Source organism: Marinicella litoralis, assembly GCF_002591915.1.
GTDB lineage: Bacteria > Pseudomonadota > Gammaproteobacteria > Xanthomonadales > Marinicellaceae > Marinicella > Marinicella litoralis.
This window is the reverse complement of the sequence record NZ_NIHB01000004.1, coordinates 57,972-79,227: the sequence shown is the minus strand read 5'-3', so window position 1 is coordinate 79,227 and position 21,256 is coordinate 57,972. Positions and strand designations below refer to the sequence as shown.

13 protein-coding genes are annotated in these 21,256 nt (G+C 42.1%); 7 read left to right on the top strand and 6 right to left on the bottom strand.

Going from position 1 to position 21,256, the window contains the following annotated elements; translation table 11 throughout:
- The 3 genes from CCS90_RS12000 to yihG all read right to left on the bottom strand — a co-directional run.
- On the bottom strand, positions 1-2,835 hold a 2,835-nt coding region (locus CCS90_RS12000), incomplete at its 3' end, for an SdrD B-like domain-containing protein (protein ID WP_180236532.1).
- 344 nt (positions 2,836-3,179) lie between these two features.
- On the bottom strand, positions 3,180-3,839 hold the full coding sequence (locus CCS90_RS11995; protein WP_099019814.1) for a hypothetical protein: 660 nt from the start codon (positions 3,837-3,839) through the stop codon (positions 3,180-3,182).
- Positions 3,820-4,707 carry a 1-acylglycerol-3-phosphate O-acyltransferase, YihG family gene (gene yihG, locus CCS90_RS11990; protein ID WP_099019813.1) on the bottom strand — a complete coding sequence of 296 codons (888 nt, stop codon included), beginning with the start codon at positions 4,705-4,707 and terminating at the stop codon, positions 3,820-3,822. The genes CCS90_RS11995 and yihG overlap by 20 nt, the downstream gene beginning before the upstream one ends.
- Positions 4,708-4,858: 151 nt before the next feature.
- Here yihG and metK point away from each other — a divergent pair, with 151 nt between their 5' ends.
- From metK to CCS90_RS11965, 5 genes are all read left to right on the top strand, one after another.
- Positions 4,859-6,016 (top strand): methionine adenosyltransferase, encoded by a 1,158-nt coding sequence (gene metK, locus CCS90_RS11985; protein WP_099019812.1) that lies wholly within the window; start codon positions 4,859-4,861, stop codon positions 6,014-6,016.
- 39 nt (positions 6,017-6,055) lie between these two features.
- On the top strand, positions 6,056-7,477 hold the full coding sequence (gene ahcY, locus CCS90_RS11980) for an adenosylhomocysteinase (protein WP_099019811.1): 1,422 nt from the start codon (positions 6,056-6,058) through the stop codon (positions 7,475-7,477).
- A 78-nt stretch (positions 7,478-7,555) separates the two neighbouring features.
- Positions 7,556-8,395, top strand: a complete 840-nt coding sequence (gene metF, locus CCS90_RS11975; protein WP_099019935.1) for a methylenetetrahydrofolate reductase [NAD(P)H] — start codon at positions 7,556-7,558, stop codon at positions 8,393-8,395.
- Between the two features lie 111 nt (positions 8,396-8,506).
- Positions 8,507-10,189 carry an aminotransferase class V-fold PLP-dependent enzyme gene (locus tag CCS90_RS11970; RefSeq protein WP_162846871.1) on the top strand — a complete coding sequence of 561 codons (1,683 nt, stop codon included), beginning with the start codon at positions 8,507-8,509 and terminating at the stop codon, positions 10,187-10,189.
- 103 nt (positions 10,190-10,292) lie between these two features.
- Positions 10,293-12,572: a tetratricopeptide repeat protein gene (locus CCS90_RS11965; protein ID WP_099019809.1), complete on the top strand. Its 2,280-nt coding sequence runs from the start codon at positions 10,293-10,295 to the stop codon at positions 12,570-12,572.
- Here the strand turns inward: CCS90_RS11965 and CCS90_RS11960 are convergent.
- On the bottom strand, positions 12,540-13,016 hold the full coding sequence (locus CCS90_RS11960) for a DUF3592 domain-containing protein (protein WP_099019808.1): 477 nt from the start codon (positions 13,014-13,016) through the stop codon (positions 12,540-12,542). The genes CCS90_RS11965 and CCS90_RS11960 overlap by 33 nt on opposite strands.
- Positions 13,013-15,781, bottom strand: coding sequence for an InlB B-repeat-containing protein (locus tag CCS90_RS11955; protein WP_099019807.1), 2,769 nt, complete (start codon positions 15,779-15,781; stop codon positions 13,013-13,015). Before CCS90_RS11955 ends, CCS90_RS11960 begins: the two co-directional genes overlap by 4 nt.
- Before the next feature lie 200 nt (positions 15,782-15,981).
- Between CCS90_RS11955 and CCS90_RS11950 the strand changes: the two genes are divergently transcribed.
- Complete coding sequence (locus tag CCS90_RS11950; protein WP_099019806.1) at positions 15,982-18,138, top strand: choice-of-anchor Q domain-containing protein; 2,157 nt, start codon at positions 15,982-15,984, stop codon at positions 18,136-18,138.
- Positions 18,139-18,271: 133 nt separating this feature from the next.
- On the opposite strand, the gene htpX is transcribed toward CCS90_RS11950, so the two are convergent.
- Complete coding sequence (gene htpX / locus CCS90_RS11945) at positions 18,272-19,174, bottom strand: protease HtpX (RefSeq protein WP_099019805.1); 903 nt, start codon at positions 19,172-19,174, stop codon at positions 18,272-18,274.
- Between the two features lie 207 nt (positions 19,175-19,381).
- Here htpX and typA point away from each other — a divergent pair, with 207 nt between their 5' ends.
- Positions 19,382-21,199: a translational GTPase TypA gene (gene typA / locus CCS90_RS11940; RefSeq protein WP_099019804.1), complete on the top strand. Its 1,818-nt coding sequence runs from the start codon at positions 19,382-19,384 to the stop codon at positions 21,197-21,199.
- The last annotated feature ends 57 nt before the right edge of the window (positions 21,200-21,256 follow it).

Genomic DNA, 21,256 nt, shown 5'->3' with positions numbered 1-21,256 from the left:
ATTCAAATCAGTGTCATTGACATCAACTTCTGTGATGTAACACAAGGCATTACCGACTGGACCCACAGGTAAATTACTGAACAAGTAAGCACCAGAGGCATTGGTGTCCATGGAAACAGCGGTCGTTGCATCTGACCCATCAACCGTATCAGAACAATTGGCATCTTCATACAAAGTCACTTGAATGTTAGGCAGTAAAGTGTCGCTGTCACCTGGATCATAACTGGTGTTGGCATTGGTCGTACTTTCACACCAGGTTACACCTGAAATTGAACCATTAAGGAATATCCCGGCATCAATGCTGAAATCATCAGCCATTAAGTTAATATTAGCTACTTGTCCATTAAGTGGATTGGCATCTGAATCAACTGCATCATCAGGCGGGGTATCATTCACGGTGAATTGATGACCTGCTGGCAAATCACTGAACTCAACACAATAACTACCTGGGAACAATGGTCCAAAATTGTAATAACCATCAGCAGCAGGTAGTCCACCATTGAGCGTGGTGGTAGTCATAAAAATGGGCGCGGTACAGGTGGCGTTGTCATATAAGTTGACCGTCACACCATTAACACCTGGTTCACCGCCATCTTGGATACCATCTTGATTGGTGTCAAACCAAACGAAGTCACCTAATTGCAAAGTTGGACCAAATCCAAAATCAATGGTGTGATCATTTTCACCTGGGCCACCTGTGGTATTAACTCCTGTGGTATTAACCATTGCCACAATCATTGAAGGCATTGTTGTACTGCCATTACTGTCCCTAATTTCATCATTTAACAAAGCAGAAGTTGCATTAAGTTGGGTTGGCGTAATTAACCCACATGCACTCATTACTGCAGTATCATTGGCAGGAACCGTCATGTCGATACTAACTGTACAGCTGCTGTCTCTGGGAATAACCGAACTTAAAGAATTGCCAGAAGCAGACCAAACTGGATCTGTAAATAAATAATGACCTGAACCATCTGTTAAAACATCTGCGCTTTCTGTCCCGCAAGTCAGAGTTAAATTCACGCCACTGACCCCTGCTTCGCCTGGGTCTTGTATACCATTACCATCATTGGCGGACACACCAGAACCATTGTCACACCATACCCTATTACCAATTTCCATGGGTGGAGGACCACACATTAATTCGACATCACCTAGCCCAACTGCTTTTCCAAAAGTCCCTACGGCATCAATCTCATAGACCTCAAATCCATCAATTAAGCCACCATTGAAGTTATTAAAAATTCTGACACCGCCTGATCTAAAAGCAAATGGGTCCATTACAGTAGAAACCACTTCATTGGTGCCTGGTATATGAGATAAGCCACCAATCGAAGTTTCTTTATGATTACTAAAAAATTCATTGTCGTAGTATTCTCCACCACCAGGTCCATCGCCTGCATTGGTTCCTGAACCATTGCCCAAACAAACTCCAGAATTTTCAAGCACATAACCACCCATTCCATTGGAACACACCCGTAAAATATCCCCTGCAGCAATTGTTTGCACAGTTTGTGTTCCATCAGGCGTTAAATTCATAGCGCCCGTTTGTACTCCCTGTCTATCTAAGAAGCCCAAAATCATAGAACCATCTATAGAATCAAATTCAATATCAGACAAAACTGGTTGTGGATAGACAGAATTAACATCTGAGCCATCAAAGCCAGATGTTGCCGTGGTTTGAAATGTTGCAGACCAAGGATTCCATGGAATCAAACCAGCAGCGTTATTAAAAGCATTGGTTCTTGGGTAATCCATATTTATGGGTCCAAAATGATTAACAAAAACACCAGCATTAAGACGCAACACATAGGCATCTAAATCATTGGTGTCATTGGTAGATTCAGCTGAACAAACTACACCGATATAGACTTCCCCATCATGGAACTCAACACCAAAAGGACGCACATCACTGGCGGCAGCACAACCTGGATTTGTAACAGGGAAAGTATTGGTAATTACAGCTGTATCAATGTCTATACTGATCAGTGATTGTGTGTTTAGATTCATAACATATAAGGTACTGTTGTCATCCGAAATATCCATATCTCCCAATGATCGTTTACCCACACTGTCAAATGCCGTGGTATCTTCGCTTTGTGCTGTTGGATCTGTTGGTAAAGGAACCATATCCTCAACCCGTGGATCTAGACCTACATTAGGAACAGCCAAGAAACTAGATATAACTGGAGATGCCATATTTGACAAATCAATTTGATAAATTCCCCCCATGCCGTCTGGGCCCATACCGGCATGCCTTCTTAAAAAAGCCGAAGCAAACAAAATTTCTCTTTCATTGTCCCATGTTAAACCCCAAACAGAACCTAACTCTCTTCCGAATGCAATGTGATCAGGTGGTGTGCTGTTGCCCACTCTAGACCTGGGCCATGTAACCAATACATCCAATGCTCCTGCAGGGCTCATGGCAGGCAATGGATCTCCATTTACAAAACATGATGAAGTTAACTGAGGGTCTGACTCGCAAAAATCAGAAGGGTTGTTGAAGCCATAATCGATAATTTGTCCATCAGTAGCAAAAACAACAGATGTGCTGTTATTCGTTCCAATAGCACCATTTTTTATAAAATCCAAAGAACCATCAATAGGTAATGTAAACTCAACCCTTACATCAGATGAAATTCCTGTCAGTGTATAGCTTCCATCAAAGGCAGAAGTTTGAGGGGAGTTTCCAACCACTGCACCCGTTGCATCGTAAGCATTAATTAATACGCCTGCTAATCCGGGTTCTAACAATGCCTGTTGGCCGTCAGCGTCAAAATCTCTATAAATAGTTCCCGTTATGTCTGAATAAGCCACTGAGCTTATTACCAACATAATTGCCACACAAAATGCATTGCATTTTTTCATCCACACACCTTTTAGTTAATTAAAATCAAAGGTATTGTATAGATAAACAGCTTCAGTTAAATATGAAATTGTTAAAAAAGAGTTATAAAGGCATAAATCAGTACCATATAAAATGGATTAAAACGTACATAGAACATTACAATATATTGTTGACAAACAGCGTCACATTTTACAAGTTGCAACATTTTTAATTGCAGCGAATCACCTGCTACAAAACAACTTAAAGGAATCATTAAATACCTTCCAACTCACTGATTTAATGTGACATTCAGCCATTAAAATGCGACATGAAACAATGTTGGATTAGCTGTTTATTTCACATCAAGGGTGATGTTCGAGATGTCTATTTCAGGCTCAGGAATTTCTTTTTTCTCAACAATTTGCTTGCCAGCTTCATCCAAAGTCAAGTCATCAGTTGGGATGTCTGGCGTTTCAATTTTCTTTTGACGTACGATGATGGAACCCACCTCATCTAAATCGAGTTCACTGAAATCAAAATTGGGTACTTCAACCTCTTTGGTGACAATGATCGGTTCTTCGGATTCATCTATCACTATATGATCAATATCAACTTCAGGTGGATCGCGTTGTGGTTTGTCCTCTAAATGATCAAAATCAATATCGACCTTAATGTGAGAAGTTTCAATGTGTCTTTCCGGTGGTTTTATGGGTCTTAAAATCACTGTGCCTGGATCATTAAGCTCCCAATCTTCCATGGTTTTTTCAACTTCTTCCACTTCATTTTTGATTAAACTGACTTTGATGCCCGCTTTTTTCAACACCGCTCTGAAGTGATTGGCCTTATCCATAGGCATCTCTTTTTTCAAAGTCCTTTCTTTGCCATCAAACATCGCTTCAACTTTGGATTCTGGCAATTTAAACAACTTAGCAAAATTGGCTTTGGCACGCGCCAACCCAATAGTTCGGTCTATCTTACCTTTGAATACAACTTTAAATGTTTGCTCGCTCATAAAAGTCCTTTAACTTCTTATCTTGTTTATACCATAATTGATGACTCCATTTAAACAATTCCGTTTTGAATTTTTCATCAGTTTGGTAATTTTTGTTCAATAGCGTATCAGGTATAACGATTTTTTCACATTTTACCTCTGCTCCATGAAAATTCCCACACAGGTAATCCCACATTCCAGGTACATTATTTTCATAACAGACTGTAATCAACAACAGTTGCTTCATCTCTGTACCCATACTGCCCATCACGTTAGCCACGCCACCAGCCTTGGGCTTTAATAAGTACTGAAAAGGTGATTTTTGTTTGGCATGTTTTTGCTGAGTAAACCGGGTGCCTTCAATAAAGCTGATGACACTGGTCGGAAATGATTTAAATTTTTCACAAGATTTCTTTGTTTGTTCAAAATCTTTGCCTTTCATTTGTGGGTGTTTTTTTAAATACGATTGACTGTACCTTCGCATAAATGGAAAATCCAATGCCCACCAAGCCAAACCTAAAAACGGCACCCAAATTAATTCCTTTTTTAAAAAGAATTTAAGGAAAGGGATTTTTTTGTTGAAAACGGCTTGGATGATTGGAATGTCTGCAGTGCTTTGGTGGTTGGCTACAACCAAGTACCATTGGTCCCTGGCAAGATCTGGTAATTCATCAGTGATGATCTTATCACCGTGAAACAAACGATAAGCCATGCTGTTAACCTGAATCCACATCTCGGCGATCCAAACCAACACCTTTGATAATAACAAACGCACAGCCTCAATGGGCAAGATCAGTTTCAACACAGCAAAAACCATCAACAACGTTACCATAACCACGGTATTTACGATTGAAATGACAGCCAACAAGATTCCTTTCAAATTTTTCATTGATTAAAAAATGTCATAAATACCCATGCATCATAAGTAAAGGTCAATAAAATACAAGCGAATATGAGCAATAATCGATAAATATGGTAGACAAAAGCAGAAAAAAACATACAATATATCTCTTTATCCGTATTAAGAGATATATACAGCCATGAGCAATTTTTTATTCACCTCAGAATCTGTTTCTGAAGGCCACCCAGATAAAGTAGCCGACCAAATATCTGATGCCGTATTGGACGCCATCATAAAAGACGACCCCAAGGCGCGCGTCGCTTGTGAAACCATGGTGAAAACCGGAACAGCCATCGTTTCCGGCGAAATCACCACCAATACTTGGATTGACCTTGACGAAGTCGTTAGAAAAGTCATTGTCGATATAGGCTATGACAATTCAGATGTTGGTTTTGATGGACACAGTTGTGCGGTAATGTCTTTGATTGGTAAACAATCACATGACATCAACATGGGTGTTGATCGTCAAAGCCCCGAAGAACAGGGCGCTGGAGATCAAGGTTTGATGTTTGGTTATGCTTCAAATGAAACCGACGTCCTAATGCCTGCGCCCATTACTTATTCACATTTGTTGGTGCAAAAACAAGCCGAAGTCAGAAGAGCAGGAATTCTTCCTTGGTTGCGACCAGATGCCAAATCACAATTGACCTTCCGTTATGAAAATGACAAACCAGTGGCCATAGATGCCGTGGTTTTATCCACTCAACATGATCCAGACGTGTCATTGGCGGATTTACGTGAAGGCGTGATGGAATCAATCATCAAACCAGTTTTACCCACCGATTGGGTCGATTCAAAAACCAAATTTCACATCAACCCCACTGGCAATTTTGTGATTGGTGGACCTGTAGGCGATTGTGGCTTAACTGGTCGTAAAATCATTGTAGATACCTACGGTGGTATGGCCAGACATGGCGGTGGCGCTTTTTCTGGTAAAGACCCATCAAAAGTTGACCGTTCTGCAGCCTATGCTTGTAGGTATGTAGCAAAGAACATCGTGGCAGCCGGTTTGGCAGAGCGATGTGAAATTCAAGTTTCTTACGCCATTGGCGTGGCTGAACCGACTTCAATCAGTGTAACCACATTTGGTACCAACAAAGTATCAGAAAGCACCATTGAAAAATTGGTTCGAGAACATTTTGACCTCAGGCCTTTTGGCATCATTACCAGCTTGGATTTATTGCGTCCTATTTACCAGAAAACGGCAGCTTATGGCCACATGGGTCGTGAAGATGCTGACTTTACATGGGAACGCACTGACAAAGCAGCCTTGCTCAGATCAGAAGCTGGCTTATAAAAAAACTTAACCACAAAAACACTAAATTAGAGAATATATATGACAACTGAAACAGTTAAAAACATACAACCTGACTATGTCATTGCCGATATTGGCTTGGCAGCGTTTGGACACAAAGAAATCAGAATCGCCGAAACAGAAATGCCTGGATTGGTTCAAATCAGAGCAGAATACAAAGACAGCCAACCATTGAAAGGTGCTCGTATTGCTGGTTCTTTACACATGACCATCCAAACGGCAGTATTGATTGAATCCCTGCGCTCTTTGGGCGCTGATGTTCGCTGGGCTTCTTGTAACATTTACTCAACCCAAGATCACGCAGCCGCTGCCATGGCAGATCAAGGCATTCCCGTATTCGCAGTCAAAGGTGAATCATTGGAAGAGTACTGGGAATACACCCACAGAATCATGGAATGGTCTGATGGCGGTGCTCCTAATATGATCTTAGACGACGGTGGTGATGCCACCATGTTATTGATCTTAGGTAGCAAAGCTGAAAAAGATGCCAGCGTATTGGATAACCCAGGTTCTGAAGAAGAAACATTTTTGTTCGCTTCAATCAAGAAACGATTAGCCAGCAAACCAGGTTGGTACAGCAAAACGTTGGCTTCAATCCAAGGTGTGACTGAAGAAACCACCACAGGTGTTAAACGTTTATATGACATGGCTAAATCGGGCGACTTACCGTTCCCAGCCATCAATGTGAATGATTCCGTAACCAAATCTAAATTCGATAACTTATACGGTTGTCGTGAATCATTGGTTGATGCCATCAAACGAGCCACTGATGTCATGATCGCTGGTAAAAAAGCAGTGGTTTGTGGTTTTGGTGACGTGGGCAAAGGATCAGCAGCCTCATTGCGCGCTTTGGGTGCCATCGTTGCGGTCACCGAGATTGACCCTATTTGCGCCTTACAAGCATCAATGGAAGGTTACCAAGTCGTGACTTTAGAAGATGCCGTAAAGGATGCTGACATATTTGTAACAACCACAGGTAATTACCAAATCATCACTTTTGAACACATGAAAGCGATGAAGGACCAAGCCATTGTTTGTAACATTGGACATTTCGACAATGAAATTGATGTGGCTTCACTGGAAAAGCATTGTGAATGGGATCCGATCAAGGATCAAGTTGATCATGTCATCTTTGAAGATGGAAAACGCATCATCCTATTGGCCAGAGGCCGTTTGGTTAACTTAGGTTGTGGTACTGGACACCCCAGCTTTGTGATGTCAAATTCATTCACCAACCAAGTGTTGGCACAAATTGAACTTTATCAAGATGGTGACAAATATGACAACAATGTATTTGTATTACCTAAGCATTTGGATGAAAAAGTGGCCAGATTGCATTTAGGTCGTGTTGGTGCAAAATTGACCACATTGACTGACAAGCAAGCCAAATACATTGGTGTTGAAGTGGCTGGCCCTTATAAGCCTGAACACTACAGATATTAATGTTATCAGCAACACACAATTTTTTTGTATGAATTCAAAGCCAGGCAACGTCTGGCTTTTTTTATGAGTGATAATAAAATGAATAAGCAAAAACAGTTCGGTCTGAGCTTCGAATTTTTCCCTCCAAAAACACCGGAGCAGAAAGTAATTTTGTTAGATACCCAAGAAAAACTCAGAAAACTCAACCCAGATTTTTTCTCAGTCACTTTTGGTGCCGGTGGATCGACCATCACTGCCACTGCAGAAACGGTTCTTGAGCTCAAAACCCACGAAACACCCAAGGTCATCCCCCACCTTTCATGTATGGGTGGAACACCACAAGAAATTGAAGACTTGTTGAATCAATACATCCAACATGGCATCACTGATATATTGGCCTTGCGAGGTGATGTGCCCTCTGGTATGGGCTCAGTTGGCTATTTTCGGTATGCCAATGAATTGATTGAGTTCATTCATGAGAAATACCCCAACACATTCAATATCACGGTAGGTTGCTACCCTGAAATTCACCCTGAAACTGAATCCTTTGAATCTGAAATCAAATACTTCAAACAAAAAGTAGATGCTGGAGTCAATCGAGCCATTACTCAGTTTTTTTTCAACCCTGACGCTTACTTCAATTATGTTGACCACTGTGAAAAAGCAGGTATAGACACCCCGATTACGCCAGGCATCATGCCCATTACCAACTTTTCCAACATCAAGCGCTTTTGTGGTTTTTGTGGCACCGATATGCCTCGTTGGTTACAATATAAATTACAAAGCTATGGCGATGACCGCAAATCCATCCAGCAGTTCGGCACTGAATTCACCATAAAATTATGCCAACAACTGTTAGACCAAGGCGTTCCCGGAATTCACTTTTATACCTTAAATCGAGCCAAAGCCACGTTAGATGTGGTTGAAGCCCTGCAGTAAATAATTGGCTGATATCAACTACTTAAGTTTTTTCTAATATTTTGATATTCAAGGCTGTATTAAACGGCTGCAGTCAACTAAAATGCTCAGCTGATAAAAGAGAACATGATTATGAGCATAACTGATAATAATTTAAAACCTGACTGCTTACGCCAAGCCATTATTGGTGTGGATGCTCCGTTTTGTACGCCTTTTGGTCAACGACTGATGACTTATTGTGATTACACTGCCTCAGGTCGTACCCTGACTTTTATCGAAAAATACTTAATGAAGCTACAGCGTCATTATGCCAACACCCATACGGAAGATGACATGACGGGACGTTCAATGACTCGCCTGTTACATGATGCTGAGCAGCGAATCAAAGACTCCTTGGGCGCCAATGAAAACGATCGCATCATTTGTACTGGAACTGGAGCCACCGGTGCCATCAATAAGATTCAGCAGATTTTGGGCACTTACCTTCCACCAGCTACCAGGGCACAAATTGAACGATCAGCTGATTGTGACTTGGATAAAATTAAAGCCCAGTCACCCGTGATTTTCGTCGGCCCCTATGAGCATCACAGCAATGAAATTTCTTGGCGTGATGGCTTGTGTGAAGTGATCGAGTTGGACTTGGATGAAAGGGGCCACGCCGATTTAGCCCAATTAGAAGTGCATTTAACCAACGACGCCTATAAAAACCGATTGAAAATTGGTTCATTTTCAGCCGCTTCCAATGTATCTGGTTTAATCTCACACAATCGTGAAATTGCTCGTTTGTTACATCAACATGATGCCTTGGCATTTTTTGATTTTGCGGCCAGCGCACCCTATGTTGACATCAACATGCACCCCAAAGACGACCCATTGGGCTATTACGATGCTGTATTCCTGTCACCACATAAATTTTTGGGTGGACCCGGTTCAACCGGCGTCTTGGTGTTTAATAAAAAAATCTACCAAACCGCACTTCGACCCACAGTTTCTGGTGGCGGTACGGTCAGTTATGTGGCCAGACATGATCATGATTTTATTGAAGACATTGAAGAACGTGAAAAAGCCGGAACCCCCGGTGTGTTACAAATCATGCGAGCTGCTTTGTGTTTTGAAGTCAAAGACAGGTTTGGTGTTGATCAAATACATGACATTGAACAAAAATGGTTGAACCTTTCATTCAATGAATGGAAACAACACCCCAGGATTGAAATTTTAGGGGATCAAGACCCAAAAAACAGAGTGGGAATTGTCTCCTTTAATATCAAAACAGCATCAGGTAAATACCTGCATCCTAAATTCGTCACTGTTTTGTTGAATGATTTATTCGGCATCCAGTCAAGAGCTGGCTGTTCTTGTGCTGGCCCTTATGGCCATCAACTGCTGGGCATTGATGAAGAAACCTCTGAACAATATCGGGCTTTGATTCAACAAGGCTATCATGGCATCAAACCCGGTTGGTGTCGGGTTGGTTTTCACTACATCATGGATGAACCAGAAGTTCAGTACATCATTGATTCTGTAAAATTTATTGCCGAGAATGGTGCTGAATTTTTACCCTGGTATAAGTTTTGTTTGAAACAAGCTTGTTGGCAACACATCAACGACGATGGCAAATGTCCTGAACTGTCATTAGACGAAGCCTTTAAACAAGACATAGACAACCCACAACCGCTGTCACCCATGTTAAGAACTTCGTTATACAAACAGTTTCTTCAAGAAGCCGAAACACTCAGAACAGCAGCCAAGTCCTTACCTGTCAGAAAACCACAGTCACTTCCTGAGATAGAGCATTTGAACCAATTTATCGTTTAAAAAAAATGGCTGAACTTCAGTTCAGCCATTTTATACCACTTTTTGAAGCTGCCATTGTTTTTGTAAAATGCTAAGATAATGGTTTTGATCATTAACCACATGTATGAAGTATCGTTTCTCTGACTTTGTCCTCAACACAGAACTGAGAGAGCTAAACCATCGAAATCAACCTGTCACTCTCACCAAAAGAAGTTATGATTTATTGCATTATTTGTTGATTAATCAAGAAAAAATTCACAGCAAAGATGATTTGGTTGAACATGTATGGGCTGGTCGCATAGTCAGCGACAACACCATTGATCAAAGTATTTCTAAACTAAGGAAAACGCTCAACCAATACCAAGAAGGCGACTACATTGAAGTGGTTTATGGGCAAGGTGTTAAATTTGTACCCACAGTGGAATCATTGATCGACCAACCATCCAAAGAACCCAAACGATGGCAATGGTTAATGGCCGTTGCCGTAATATTGGTTTTAATTATCGTTGGCTGGCCATTTAAGCCACAACCAAATCAACCCACAATTAAACCACAAGTGTTGCTCATACCTGCTGCAGAATCCAAACAACAATGGGCACAAATAGGCACCGAACAACTGCTGTCCCAATGGATACATTATTCTGGTTTAGCGACTGTTGTGGACTTTGTCGATAAACCACAATTTGTTGACGATCAACAATTCATTGTTAATCAGCAGACGTTTATGCCCCGATTGCAAACCATTGAATCTCAAATGGAACAAATTGATGGAAACTTTCAATTGACAGTCACTGTTTCACAACACAACAAAAACATTTCTCAAATATTCAACGGGGAACATTTGGGCCATGTTTTACAAAGTGCTACAGACTGGCTGCAGTCCGCACTTTCATTAAATACGCACAGTCCTACTGAAACCTATTTGTTGCCACCCAGTGATCATGTGGCAGAGTTATACCTCCGTGCCATGGAAAGTTTAAACAGTCATGACTATGACAAAGCACGCAAACAACTTGACCTCATCACTGAAGAGGCACCAACTTTTTACTTGGCTCAGTACCAATTGGCGCATGTATTGTCTTTACAAAACCAACACGATGAATCACTGGCAACATTAAACACTTTGCTACAATTACCAATCAGCACTGAATTAAATATAGCCAGTTTTTCCCTTAAAGCCTATGTATTGGACACCCTGGGGAAATACGATGAAGCCATTGCTTTGTATACAGAGTTATTTACCAAATACAAAGACCAAGTATCCCTACCTCTATTAAAGGCACGCTATGAATACAGTTATGTTTTGGTTAACACCAACCAAGCCACAGTTGCCGACCAACAATTAGATGTGGTCCTTGAATATTTAAATGAATCAGAAAATGTGGCGTTGCTTGCCAGCACATTGGCATTAAAAGGGTCCATCCAACAAAAACTTGGGCACATAGAATCAGCCCAGCATCATTTACAACAAGCTTTGGATTTGTTTGAACGCAACCATGATTCTCTGGGTGCGGCCAAAACATTATCAGCTTTGGCACGAATAGCCAGCCAACAAGCCAATTACACGCTGGCCGAAGCCTATCTGAATGAATCTCTGGCCATTACCCAATCAATTGGATTTAAACTGGGCGAAGGCGCTACTTTGAATGAGTTAACCTATGTATTGATGGTTCAAGGTGAACACAACAAAGCCAGAAAAATGGCACAACAACTAGAAAAAATTGCCATTGAAATTGAATATCCGGCCATGCAAATGGCTGCAAAACAATTGTTTTTTGACATGGCCAGAGAACAAAAACAATGGCCAGAAGCACAGCGTCAACTCAAGCAACATTTTGATTTGGCATCTTCGACCAACAATGGTAGGGCGTTGATTAAAAATAACATGTTGGCTTTGAGTTTGTATGTTGACACTGGGGAGTTAGAAAAAACCAAGCCATTGATAGATGAATTGCAACAGCACATAGATCAACAACATGAAATTCGCATGCAACCTCGATTGGATTGGTTCATGGCACGAATTAAATGGCAAGAGAACAAGTCCGACATCGCTCTTGAGTTGTTGCAAAAGGCCAAACAACAAGCCTTACAGAATGAAGATGGTGAATCATTGATCAACATCAATAACACCTTGGCTGAAATATATTTATCGCAAAATCAAGCCGATTTGGCCATGAAGGCATTACAAGAATCTACCAAATACAAACCATTTGCGCTGCCTTACCTTAAACTGATGGCGCAAACCCATGAACAATTGGGTCAGCAAATAAAAGCACTTAAAACCATGAACCTTTGCCAACAAAAATCAGCCGACTTGTGGACATCTTCAGACAATGAATACCTCAAGCATTTAACTGACATGGTCCAACAATCATCGGCTGTTGATGAACCACAACATCAATAAAGCCCAAAACAAAAGCAACCACCAGACAGCTTGATTGCTAACGTGCCAAGCAACCATGGCTTGGGATGGGTGCTCAGGATTGACCCATAGTTCTATATCTGTGCCTGGCTTCAACCATTCTGATAACAGCAACTGCTTGGTTTCTAATGTGGTCAGTACTCCATGGGCAGGGATGACTTGTGAGGGCCTAACCAACCCACGGTTCACATATTCTCGATTGTCCCACATGTAACGATAAACCAATTGAATCAGAACATCACTATTTTCGGGTGTTTCGGCTTTTTGATACTTCCTGATCACCTCAGCATCAATGATTTGCGCCGAAACTGAAGTCCAATCTAGTTGGGGAGCTTGGACATTGATCCCCAACAGATACATCAACATAAATAACAACAACAGCCAATGGCTTACTATCAACCAACCATTGGCCCATTTGTTTTTCATTCAAAACCGTGTTTAAAAATAACATCATTACTGGTAAAGATCGCTTGCATGTTTTTGGCTTGGTCCATCACCACTTCACAACTTGGATTGGCATCCTGGCAAACATCACCACTCCAACCTTGAAATGTAGCGCCATCATCAGCAATAGCCAACAAATTAAGTGTGGTTCCTAAGTCATAAGTATTTGAACAGTTGGCCTGACAAAAATACCCCAAATTACCAGATACATAGCCTGAGCCACTGACTTGCATGCTTAAATCCACACCTGGGCCACCTTGTTGAAACAACATGACTTGCTGGTATTGGGTGTTAGGTAGTGGGTTCAACAAATCACCTTGATTGCTGAATACTACAGACATTAAGTGTGGAGAAACCGTTTCGTCAACTTGTATGTATCCATAATGACTGCCTGAAGGCAATTCCGTGCCATCCAAGAATTGAGATATGCGTTGATTGGTTTGCAACAATTGATCATATACATAGACACTGCTGAGGTTGTTTTCGTCAGGGTCGTTACCAAAATAACCATAGGTGTTGTAACTGATATACCGTCCAGAAGCAGATAAACCAATGTGGCTCACAAAATTATTCTCATTGTGTGGATCTCCCGACTGGTCTAATGTCACCAGGGTGAACTGGTTATTAATCCTGTCATAGGCATATACTTGCAATGAAAAATAAGGATGGACATCACTGGTTAAATTTTGTGCATATGAGGCCAAGGCTATGGTCTGGGTGTTTGAAGAAATCGCCACCTGGTAACTGTCGGCATTTTGCCCTTCCCCCAAAGCATTTTCAGTGACCCTCTGGATTGGGCTTTGTTGCCAGTTAATCATAAACACATCACTGATATTTTCATCATCATCAGCAATTAGATTGTCAGCAAATGAAATAAATACAATCCAAGTTGAAACGCCTTCACCAGCAATATCTGGTGAATAACTTAAGGCATTGGCCGCGTCACCAGCCAGGGCTTGGGTCACCAAACTTAAATTCTGGCTTACTGGCTCATACAGGTATATGTCTGTGGTATTGTTGTCATCAATGGGGCTCAAACTGTCATCAGTTGATTCAAATACTACCCAGCCATGGTCATTCACTTTCGGCGAATCTCCGGGTGCAATCTGACTAAAATGATCGGTTTGCCTGTCGTATAGAAAAACAGATTCAACCCCTATCTCTATTGATGAGTTCGGTTGAAAACGATCGCTGACAAAAGTAAGGTAACGTCCGTTATCAGACAAGTCTTGAGAGCCAGGCTTGATATGTTTAACCAGCAAAACTTGTTCTCCTGTGTTCCGATTGATGCTGTATAAATGAGTACTGTCATCCACCTCACTCAAACCAGATGCATTGGGGGCTTTGGATGAAAACAGGATGGTAGACATGTCCGCAGACATGACCGGCTTACTGGTATCAGCGAGCAAATGTTGGACCGCAACCTGTGCCAAGTTGACGCCTGACAGCCCCCCTACATTCTGGTTGTATAAGTATAGATTTTGATAAATATAGTTGGGACTGGGGTGCGGCAAAGAGTTGGCAGCTGTCAGCAAACTGATACGTTGACCATCACCAGACATGCTGATGCCAACCACATCTTGATCAGCAGACATGCCTGCACCCGATTTTGACAGCATCGTGGTTTGGTTGTTGTTGCGATTGAACCAATAGGCCTGAACCCGCCCTTGATTGTCTTCCGCAGTCAATGCATCAGAAGCATGAAGAAAGCCGATATATTGACCATCATCACTGATTTCTATATTGCGTTTAATATAATAGATTTCACATTCTGCATCATTGATTTGACCTTGATTGACATCTTGGCTGATTCTGCTGATGATTCCAGCTTCGTAAATGAAAACATCACTTCGACCATTGCTGTCATTGGCAATCAAATCATCTGAAAAAGAGCAAAATGCCACAGTCCCCTGATTCGATACTGCACTGATTAAGTAACTTCCGGTAACTGCTACTTGATTGGTGTCACGGTGATATAAAACGGTGGTACCAAAATTCATATCCCGCAAATAATTGGTAACATATCCTGGATTGGGACTGCTGGGCACCACTTGTCCATCACTTTGAAAAGTGATGAATCGACCATTGGATGACATGTCTTCTAAACTAGCGCCACCTGCTGCTGACCCTTGGTGACTGATGCTGACCAATAAATAGCTGCCACTGTCACGGTCTTTGCGAAAAACATTCTTGGTCTCCGCGGCATTATTGACCACATTGGCATCACTGGTGAATGCCAAATACCTACCATCACTTGACTGCTCTAATGCACCCACATAAGCTTCAACATTGAATACATTTTGACCTGACGCGTCTACGCTGTCAGCCACCAAAACCCCAGTTTGCAAATCTTTTAAATACACGATGGGCCCACCATTGGCCATGGGTAAATTATCAGCATCTGAAGTAAATGACACATAACGTCCATCATCACTGGCTCGGCTGAAATGATAAATTTTGCTGGTATCTATTTCACTGCCATTACTGGTTTCTGACACCCGTAAGATTTGACCACTGACCAGATCTTTTAGGAACAAATCATCGCTATAATTACCATCACCAACAACCAAGTTACCTGCGTCGCTGACAAATGTCAGATACCTGCCATTGGCTGAAACCTTTTGATCAAAAACATCAGAATTTGCCACCATACCCATTTCATGTTGCGGTTTAGACAGCCAAGTTAAGGCTTGAGAAAACACATGTGACCAAGATAAAACCAACACCAATACCGTTGCTATTTTCATAATTACACTTCCAGTTTAGAGAATGACTAAAAGCTTAAGTTGTTGTGAAAACAATAAACTGACCAAACCCTGATTTAATTCTGAGTTTGTCAATCAGGATCCATTTTTTAAAGAATTCAGGATTAAATCAGGGTTGGCAAAGGATTGATTAATAGCCACAAGTTATGCTTTGAACATCAAATTAAAAGCTGGAGAGGACTATGATCAATGAACTAAAAACAACCCGCATATCACTGTTGCTATGCACCATGTCACTGAGCGTGCAAGCCGCCGAAATTTGGGTCAACACTGATCAAACAACCAATCCTTTTCAGGATGATGGCAGATGTACTTTTCTTGAAGCCATCGAGGCCAGTGAAAACAATATATCCTCAGGCAACACGGCTGGTGAGTGTTCAGCTGGTGATCCCAGCCCAGTGGTTGACCAAATCTTATTTACCCCTGAAATGTTACCCGCTACCTTGGCCATTGAATCGGCTGTGTTTATTTCTGAGTCACTGCATATATCAGGTCCGCACAAAGATTTATTAACTTTGACTGGAATTGCCTCTGATCGTTTGATTGAGATTGTACCCAAGCTCAATCAAACGCACACCATTTCGGACATAACCATCGCCGGTGGGTACGCAGGTATAGGCAACATTCCCGACAATACAGGTGGTGCCATGATGGTGTCTTTGGCGGAATCAAGCTTATTGATTGAGCGATCCAGATTTGTCAACAACAATGCCGAATACGCTGGTGGGGCTATGACCATTGGCTATGGTGGTTCGAGTAATAACCTGACCACCATTACCCACAGTGAATTCATTGATAATTGGACGATTGGGTCTGAAGTACAAATTAACGGCAACACTGGAGGTGGTGGTGCCATCTTTATTGCTGCTTATCAAGACGTCATCATCAGTCATTCCACCTTCACTGGCAACCAAGCCAGGAACCTCACGGCCCCTCAGCCAACTGGAGATGGCATTGGCGGTGCTATATGGATGCTTTCATCCACATCTTTAGCCACGTCTACATTGACCATTGACAGTTCTACATTTGATTCCAACCAAGCCTATGGTGTGGGTGGAGCCATTTCCATAGGCGGACCTGGGTTTCCTGCCGATTATTCACTGGTTGACATCAAGCACAACACCATCACCAACAACACAGCCGATGCCAACTTTTCAGACACCAGTGACGCTGGTGGTGGTATTTTTTCATCCACCAGCGATTTGGTTAATGTATTCAACAATGTGATTGCACGCAATCGCGATAACTCAGTCAGTAGCCGCCCAAATTTATCGGGCAACTTCAATACCATTGGACACAATTACATCAATGGCAATCAAGGTATATCAGGCACATTTCCGTTCGGTTCGCCCAATGTCAATGATGATTTTGTGGTACCTGCAGCAGGTGGGCCAAACCTTGATTTATTGGCAGATAACGGAGGGCCAACCTTGACCAGAGCCATTCGACCAGGTTCGCCATTGATTGACCAAGGGAAATGCGGCAATGCAACGACTGATCAAAGAGGCCATAAAAACGAACTTCAAGCCTCACGCATCATTGACAACAAAACCGTGACTGATTTTGTTGACGGCTGTGACATTGGCGCTTATGAAGATGGGGCCATCAGTGACAATCCAGCACCCAATGCAATTCCAGACACTTATGTTGTGTTGGAAGACTTTTCCTTGATTGCTGATGATGTGGATGGCAATTTCACACCCGCGGATGACAACGACAATGGCTTGCTGGTCAATGACTTAGATAACGATTCTTTGTGGGTACTGACGGCTGGTAGTTTTGTGCCAGATTCCATCGATATGACCGATGCTGGCAACTTAAATTTAATGGTAGATGGTGGCTTTACTTACACACCAGGCAGCAATGAATTCGGGACAGCAACAACAAGTTATCAAATTTCGGACCGTTACAACCACGATACTGCAGCATTCACTGTCATCGTTTTACCGGTCAATGACGCCCCTTCTTTTCTACTGGAGGGATTTTCCCATTTCAGTTTTGCTGATAGCACTCCATACGTCACTTATGAAGACTGGGCCATCAACATGTATTCAGGTGCTGACAATGAAGCCGACCAACAACTGTCATTCATCATTTCTTACATTGAAGGTGATGCCAGCTTTTTTACGGTTGAACCCTTTGTTGATGCCAGTACCGGCACCTTGAGTTTTGATTTATCAGATCAGGCTGAAGGACAGGTCACTCTAATGATTCAACTGGTTGACGATGGTGGCACTGACAATGGGGGTATTGATACTTCTGCAGGTGAGTTGATTACCATCAGCCGAACCATATCAGATGTGATATTTAAAAATTCATTTGAACAGGCAGGCACTTAATGACTGGCCTTGATAATTTTAATGTGTGTTTCAATCAGTGCTTTTCAATGAGTTGTCTGGCTTGGCACCCTACTATCCAAACACAGGATATATAGCCAGCACGTTCAGCTGGCTATATAAAATCCAGTGGTTTTTAGCTGATTACATTGTTGTTTGAAAATTGTGCTTTTTCCAAAGCAGCAATGCGATCTTCTAACGGTGGATGGGTAGAAAACAATTTGGCCAATGTGGCCTTACCACCTGAGATTCCGAAGGCTGCAAACTCACCCTCTAACTTTTCAGTTCGTGAGCTGCGTTGTAAGGCTTTCAATGCGTTGATCATATTTTGGCTCCCTGCCAATTTCGCACCACCTTGATCGGCATGAAATTCACGCCACCTTGAAAAGGAATTAACGATGATGGCGGCCAAAAATCCCAACACAACTTGAGCAATCATGGTTCCAATAAAAGAACCCATGGTATAACCACCTCCTCGACTGTCTCTGGATGCGGCCGCGATGGCATACCCAATAATGCGGGAAAAGAAAATTACAAAAGCATTCAACACACCTTGTATCAATGCCATGGTTACCATATCACCATTGGCCACATGTGCCACTTCATGGCCTAATACAGCTTCAACTTCACCTTTATCCATGGTTTGTAACAAGCCAGTACTGACTGCTACCAAAGCATCATTTTTCTTCATGCCGGTGGCAAAAGCATTGGGACTGGGCGATTGGAATATACCCACTTCAGGCATACCTATACCTGCATCTTGCGCCTGTCGCCTGACGGTATCAAGCAACCACTGTTCATCGGCATTGCTGGCATGTTCAATCACTTGAACACCCATGGATTTTTTTGCCATCCATTTTGAAATGGCCAATGAAATGAATGAACCCACGGAGCCCCAAAGCAATGAAAAAACTGCCAAAGCTTGATAATCCAATCCATTTTCAGTTAAATAGTGATCAAAGCCAAATACCCGCATTACCACTGAAATAACCGCCAGAATGGCTATGTTAGTTGCCATAAACAGAAATACTCTTTTCATTTTTTCATCCAAATATCAATATATTAAAAATCTAAACCTTTAGATTGGTAAGCAAGAAATAGGTTCAAAAATTCAAACCACAAGCCTGCTGAAGGTCATATACCAGCAAATATCACTATATTTAACCTTTTATCCGCCAGTTTTAAACGATTTATTGGTGCTATTACGCTATAATGCGCGGCTTTTAAAGCACCGGCAGTACTTTTCATGTCCACAGATAAAATCAGAAACATCGCAATCATTGCACACGTTGATCATGGTAAAACCACCTTGGTTGATGAATTACTCAAACAGTCAGGTACATTTGACGAACGCGCTGAAGATCCAAGCAGGTTAATGGACTCCAACGATTTAGAGAAAGAACGTGGCATCACGATTTTATCTAAAAACACATCTATCGAATGGGAAGGCTATAAAATCAACATCGTTGATACCCCTGGCCATGCCGACTTTGGTGGTGAAGTAGAACGCGTTTTAAGTATGGTTGATTCTGTGCTTTTATTGGTAGATGCGGTTGATGGCCCAATGCCACAAACTCGTTTTGTGACTTCCAAAGCCTTTGAAATGGGTTTCACCCCTGTAGTTGTGGTCAATAAAGTTGACCGTGACGGTGCTCGCATCCAATGGGTAATTGATCAAACTTTTGATTTGTTTGACTCACTGGGCGCCACTGATGAGCAATTGGACTTTCCGATTATTTATGCATCAGCCATCAATGGCTATGCTTCAGAAGATGATGAAAACCGTGAAGGCGACATGCGTCCTCTGTTTGAAACCATCACGCAAAAAGTTAGCCCGCCAGATGTCGACGTGGAAGCACCTTTCCAAATGCAAATTTCAACCTTGGATTACAACAGCTTTTTGGGATTGATTGGCATCGGTCGAATTAAAAAAGGGACAGTCAAAACCAATACCCCAGTGGCAGTGATTGACTCAGAAGGCAAAACCAGAAATGGTCGGATTTTAAAGATATTTGGATTCAAAGGCCTGGAAAGGGTTGAGGTCAAGGAAGCATCTGCTGGCGACATTGTTGCCATGTCAGGCATCGATAACATTGGCATTTCTGACACATTGTGTCATCGCGATCATGTTGAAGCTTTACCACCATTAACGGTTGATGAGCCAACCATTTCGATGTTGTTTTGTGTCAATGATTCACCTTTTGCGGGTAAGAGCGGTAAGTTCCTGACTTCACGTCAAATCAGAGACCGTTTGGAACGTGAAACCACATACAACGTGGCATTGCGTGTTGAAGAAACTGAAAACTCTGATCAATTCAAGGTATCAGGTCGCGGCGAATTGCATTTGTCTGTGTTGATTGAAACCATGCGTCGTGAAGGGTTTGAGTTAGCCATTTCTCGACCACAAGTTATTTTCCGTGAAATTGATGGCGAGCTTTGTGAGCCTTATGAAGATTTGGTGGTAGACATCGAACAAGAACACCAAGGTTCAGTGATGGAACAATTATTGGGTCGCAGGGCAGAAGTCAAAGACATTGTGCCAGACGCCACAGGTCGTGTTCGTTTGACGTTTGTTATCCCAGCCCGAGGCTTGATTGGATACCAGTCTGAGTTCAAAACAACCACTTCAGGTTCAGGCATCCTGACACATGTATTTGATCATTACGGACGTAAATTAAACACCATTGAACGCACCCGAAAAAATGGGGTGTTGATTGCCAATGGAACGGGTAAAGCCCTTGGTTTTGCTTTGTGGAACTTACAAGAACGTGGTCGCATGTTAATCAATGCCAATGTCGATGTTTATGAAGGTCAAATTGTTGGCATCCACTCACGTGACAATGACTTAACGGTTAATGCACTGAAAGGTAAACAATTAACCAATGTACGGGCTTCTGGAAAAGACGATGCGATTAACTTGGTTACGCCCATCACCATGACCTTGGAACAATCAATGGAGTTTATTGAGGATGACGAGTTGGTTGAAGTGACACCAGATGAAATCAGAATCAGAAAAAGACATCTGCTCGAGCATGAAAGAAAACGCGCCAGCCGCGAAGCCTAAAAACTGAGTAATGTACGATATAAAGCCACTTCAATTGATTTGAAGTGGCTTTTTTAT

Excerpts from the sequence above, each read along its gene's own strand:
- CCS90_RS11995 (WP_099019814.1), bottom strand. The coding sequence starts at position 3,839 with ATGAGCGAGCAAACATTTAAAGTTGTATTCAAAGGTAAGATAGACCGA.
- yihG (WP_099019813.1), bottom strand. The coding sequence starts at position 4,707 with ATGAAAAATTTGAAAGGAATCTTGTTGGCTGTCATTTCAATCGTAAAT.
- metK (WP_099019812.1), top strand. The coding sequence starts at position 4,859 with ATGAGCAATTTTTTATTCACCTCAGAATCTGTTTCTGAAGGCCACCCA.
- ahcY (WP_099019811.1), top strand. The coding sequence starts at position 6,056 with ATGACAACTGAAACAGTTAAAAACATACAACCTGACTATGTCATTGCC.
- metF (WP_099019935.1), top strand. The coding sequence starts at position 7,556 with ATGAATAAGCAAAAACAGTTCGGTCTGAGCTTCGAATTTTTCCCTCCA.
- CCS90_RS11970 (WP_162846871.1), top strand. The coding sequence starts at position 8,507 with ATGAGCATAACTGATAATAATTTAAAACCTGACTGCTTACGCCAAGCC.
- CCS90_RS11965 (WP_099019809.1), top strand. The coding sequence starts at position 10,293 with ATGAAGTATCGTTTCTCTGACTTTGTCCTCAACACAGAACTGAGAGAG.
- CCS90_RS11960 (WP_099019808.1), bottom strand. The coding sequence starts at position 13,016 with ATGAAAAACAAATGGGCCAATGGTTGGTTGATAGTAAGCCATTGGCTG.
- CCS90_RS11955 (WP_099019807.1), bottom strand. The coding sequence starts at position 15,781 with ATGAAAATAGCAACGGTATTGGTGTTGGTTTTATCTTGGTCACATGTG.
- CCS90_RS11950 (WP_099019806.1), top strand. The coding sequence starts at position 15,982 with ATGATCAATGAACTAAAAACAACCCGCATATCACTGTTGCTATGCACC.
- htpX (WP_099019805.1), bottom strand. The coding sequence starts at position 19,174 with ATGAAAAGAGTATTTCTGTTTATGGCAACTAACATAGCCATTCTGGCG.
- typA (WP_099019804.1), top strand. The coding sequence starts at position 19,382 with ATGTCCACAGATAAAATCAGAAACATCGCAATCATTGCACACGTTGAT.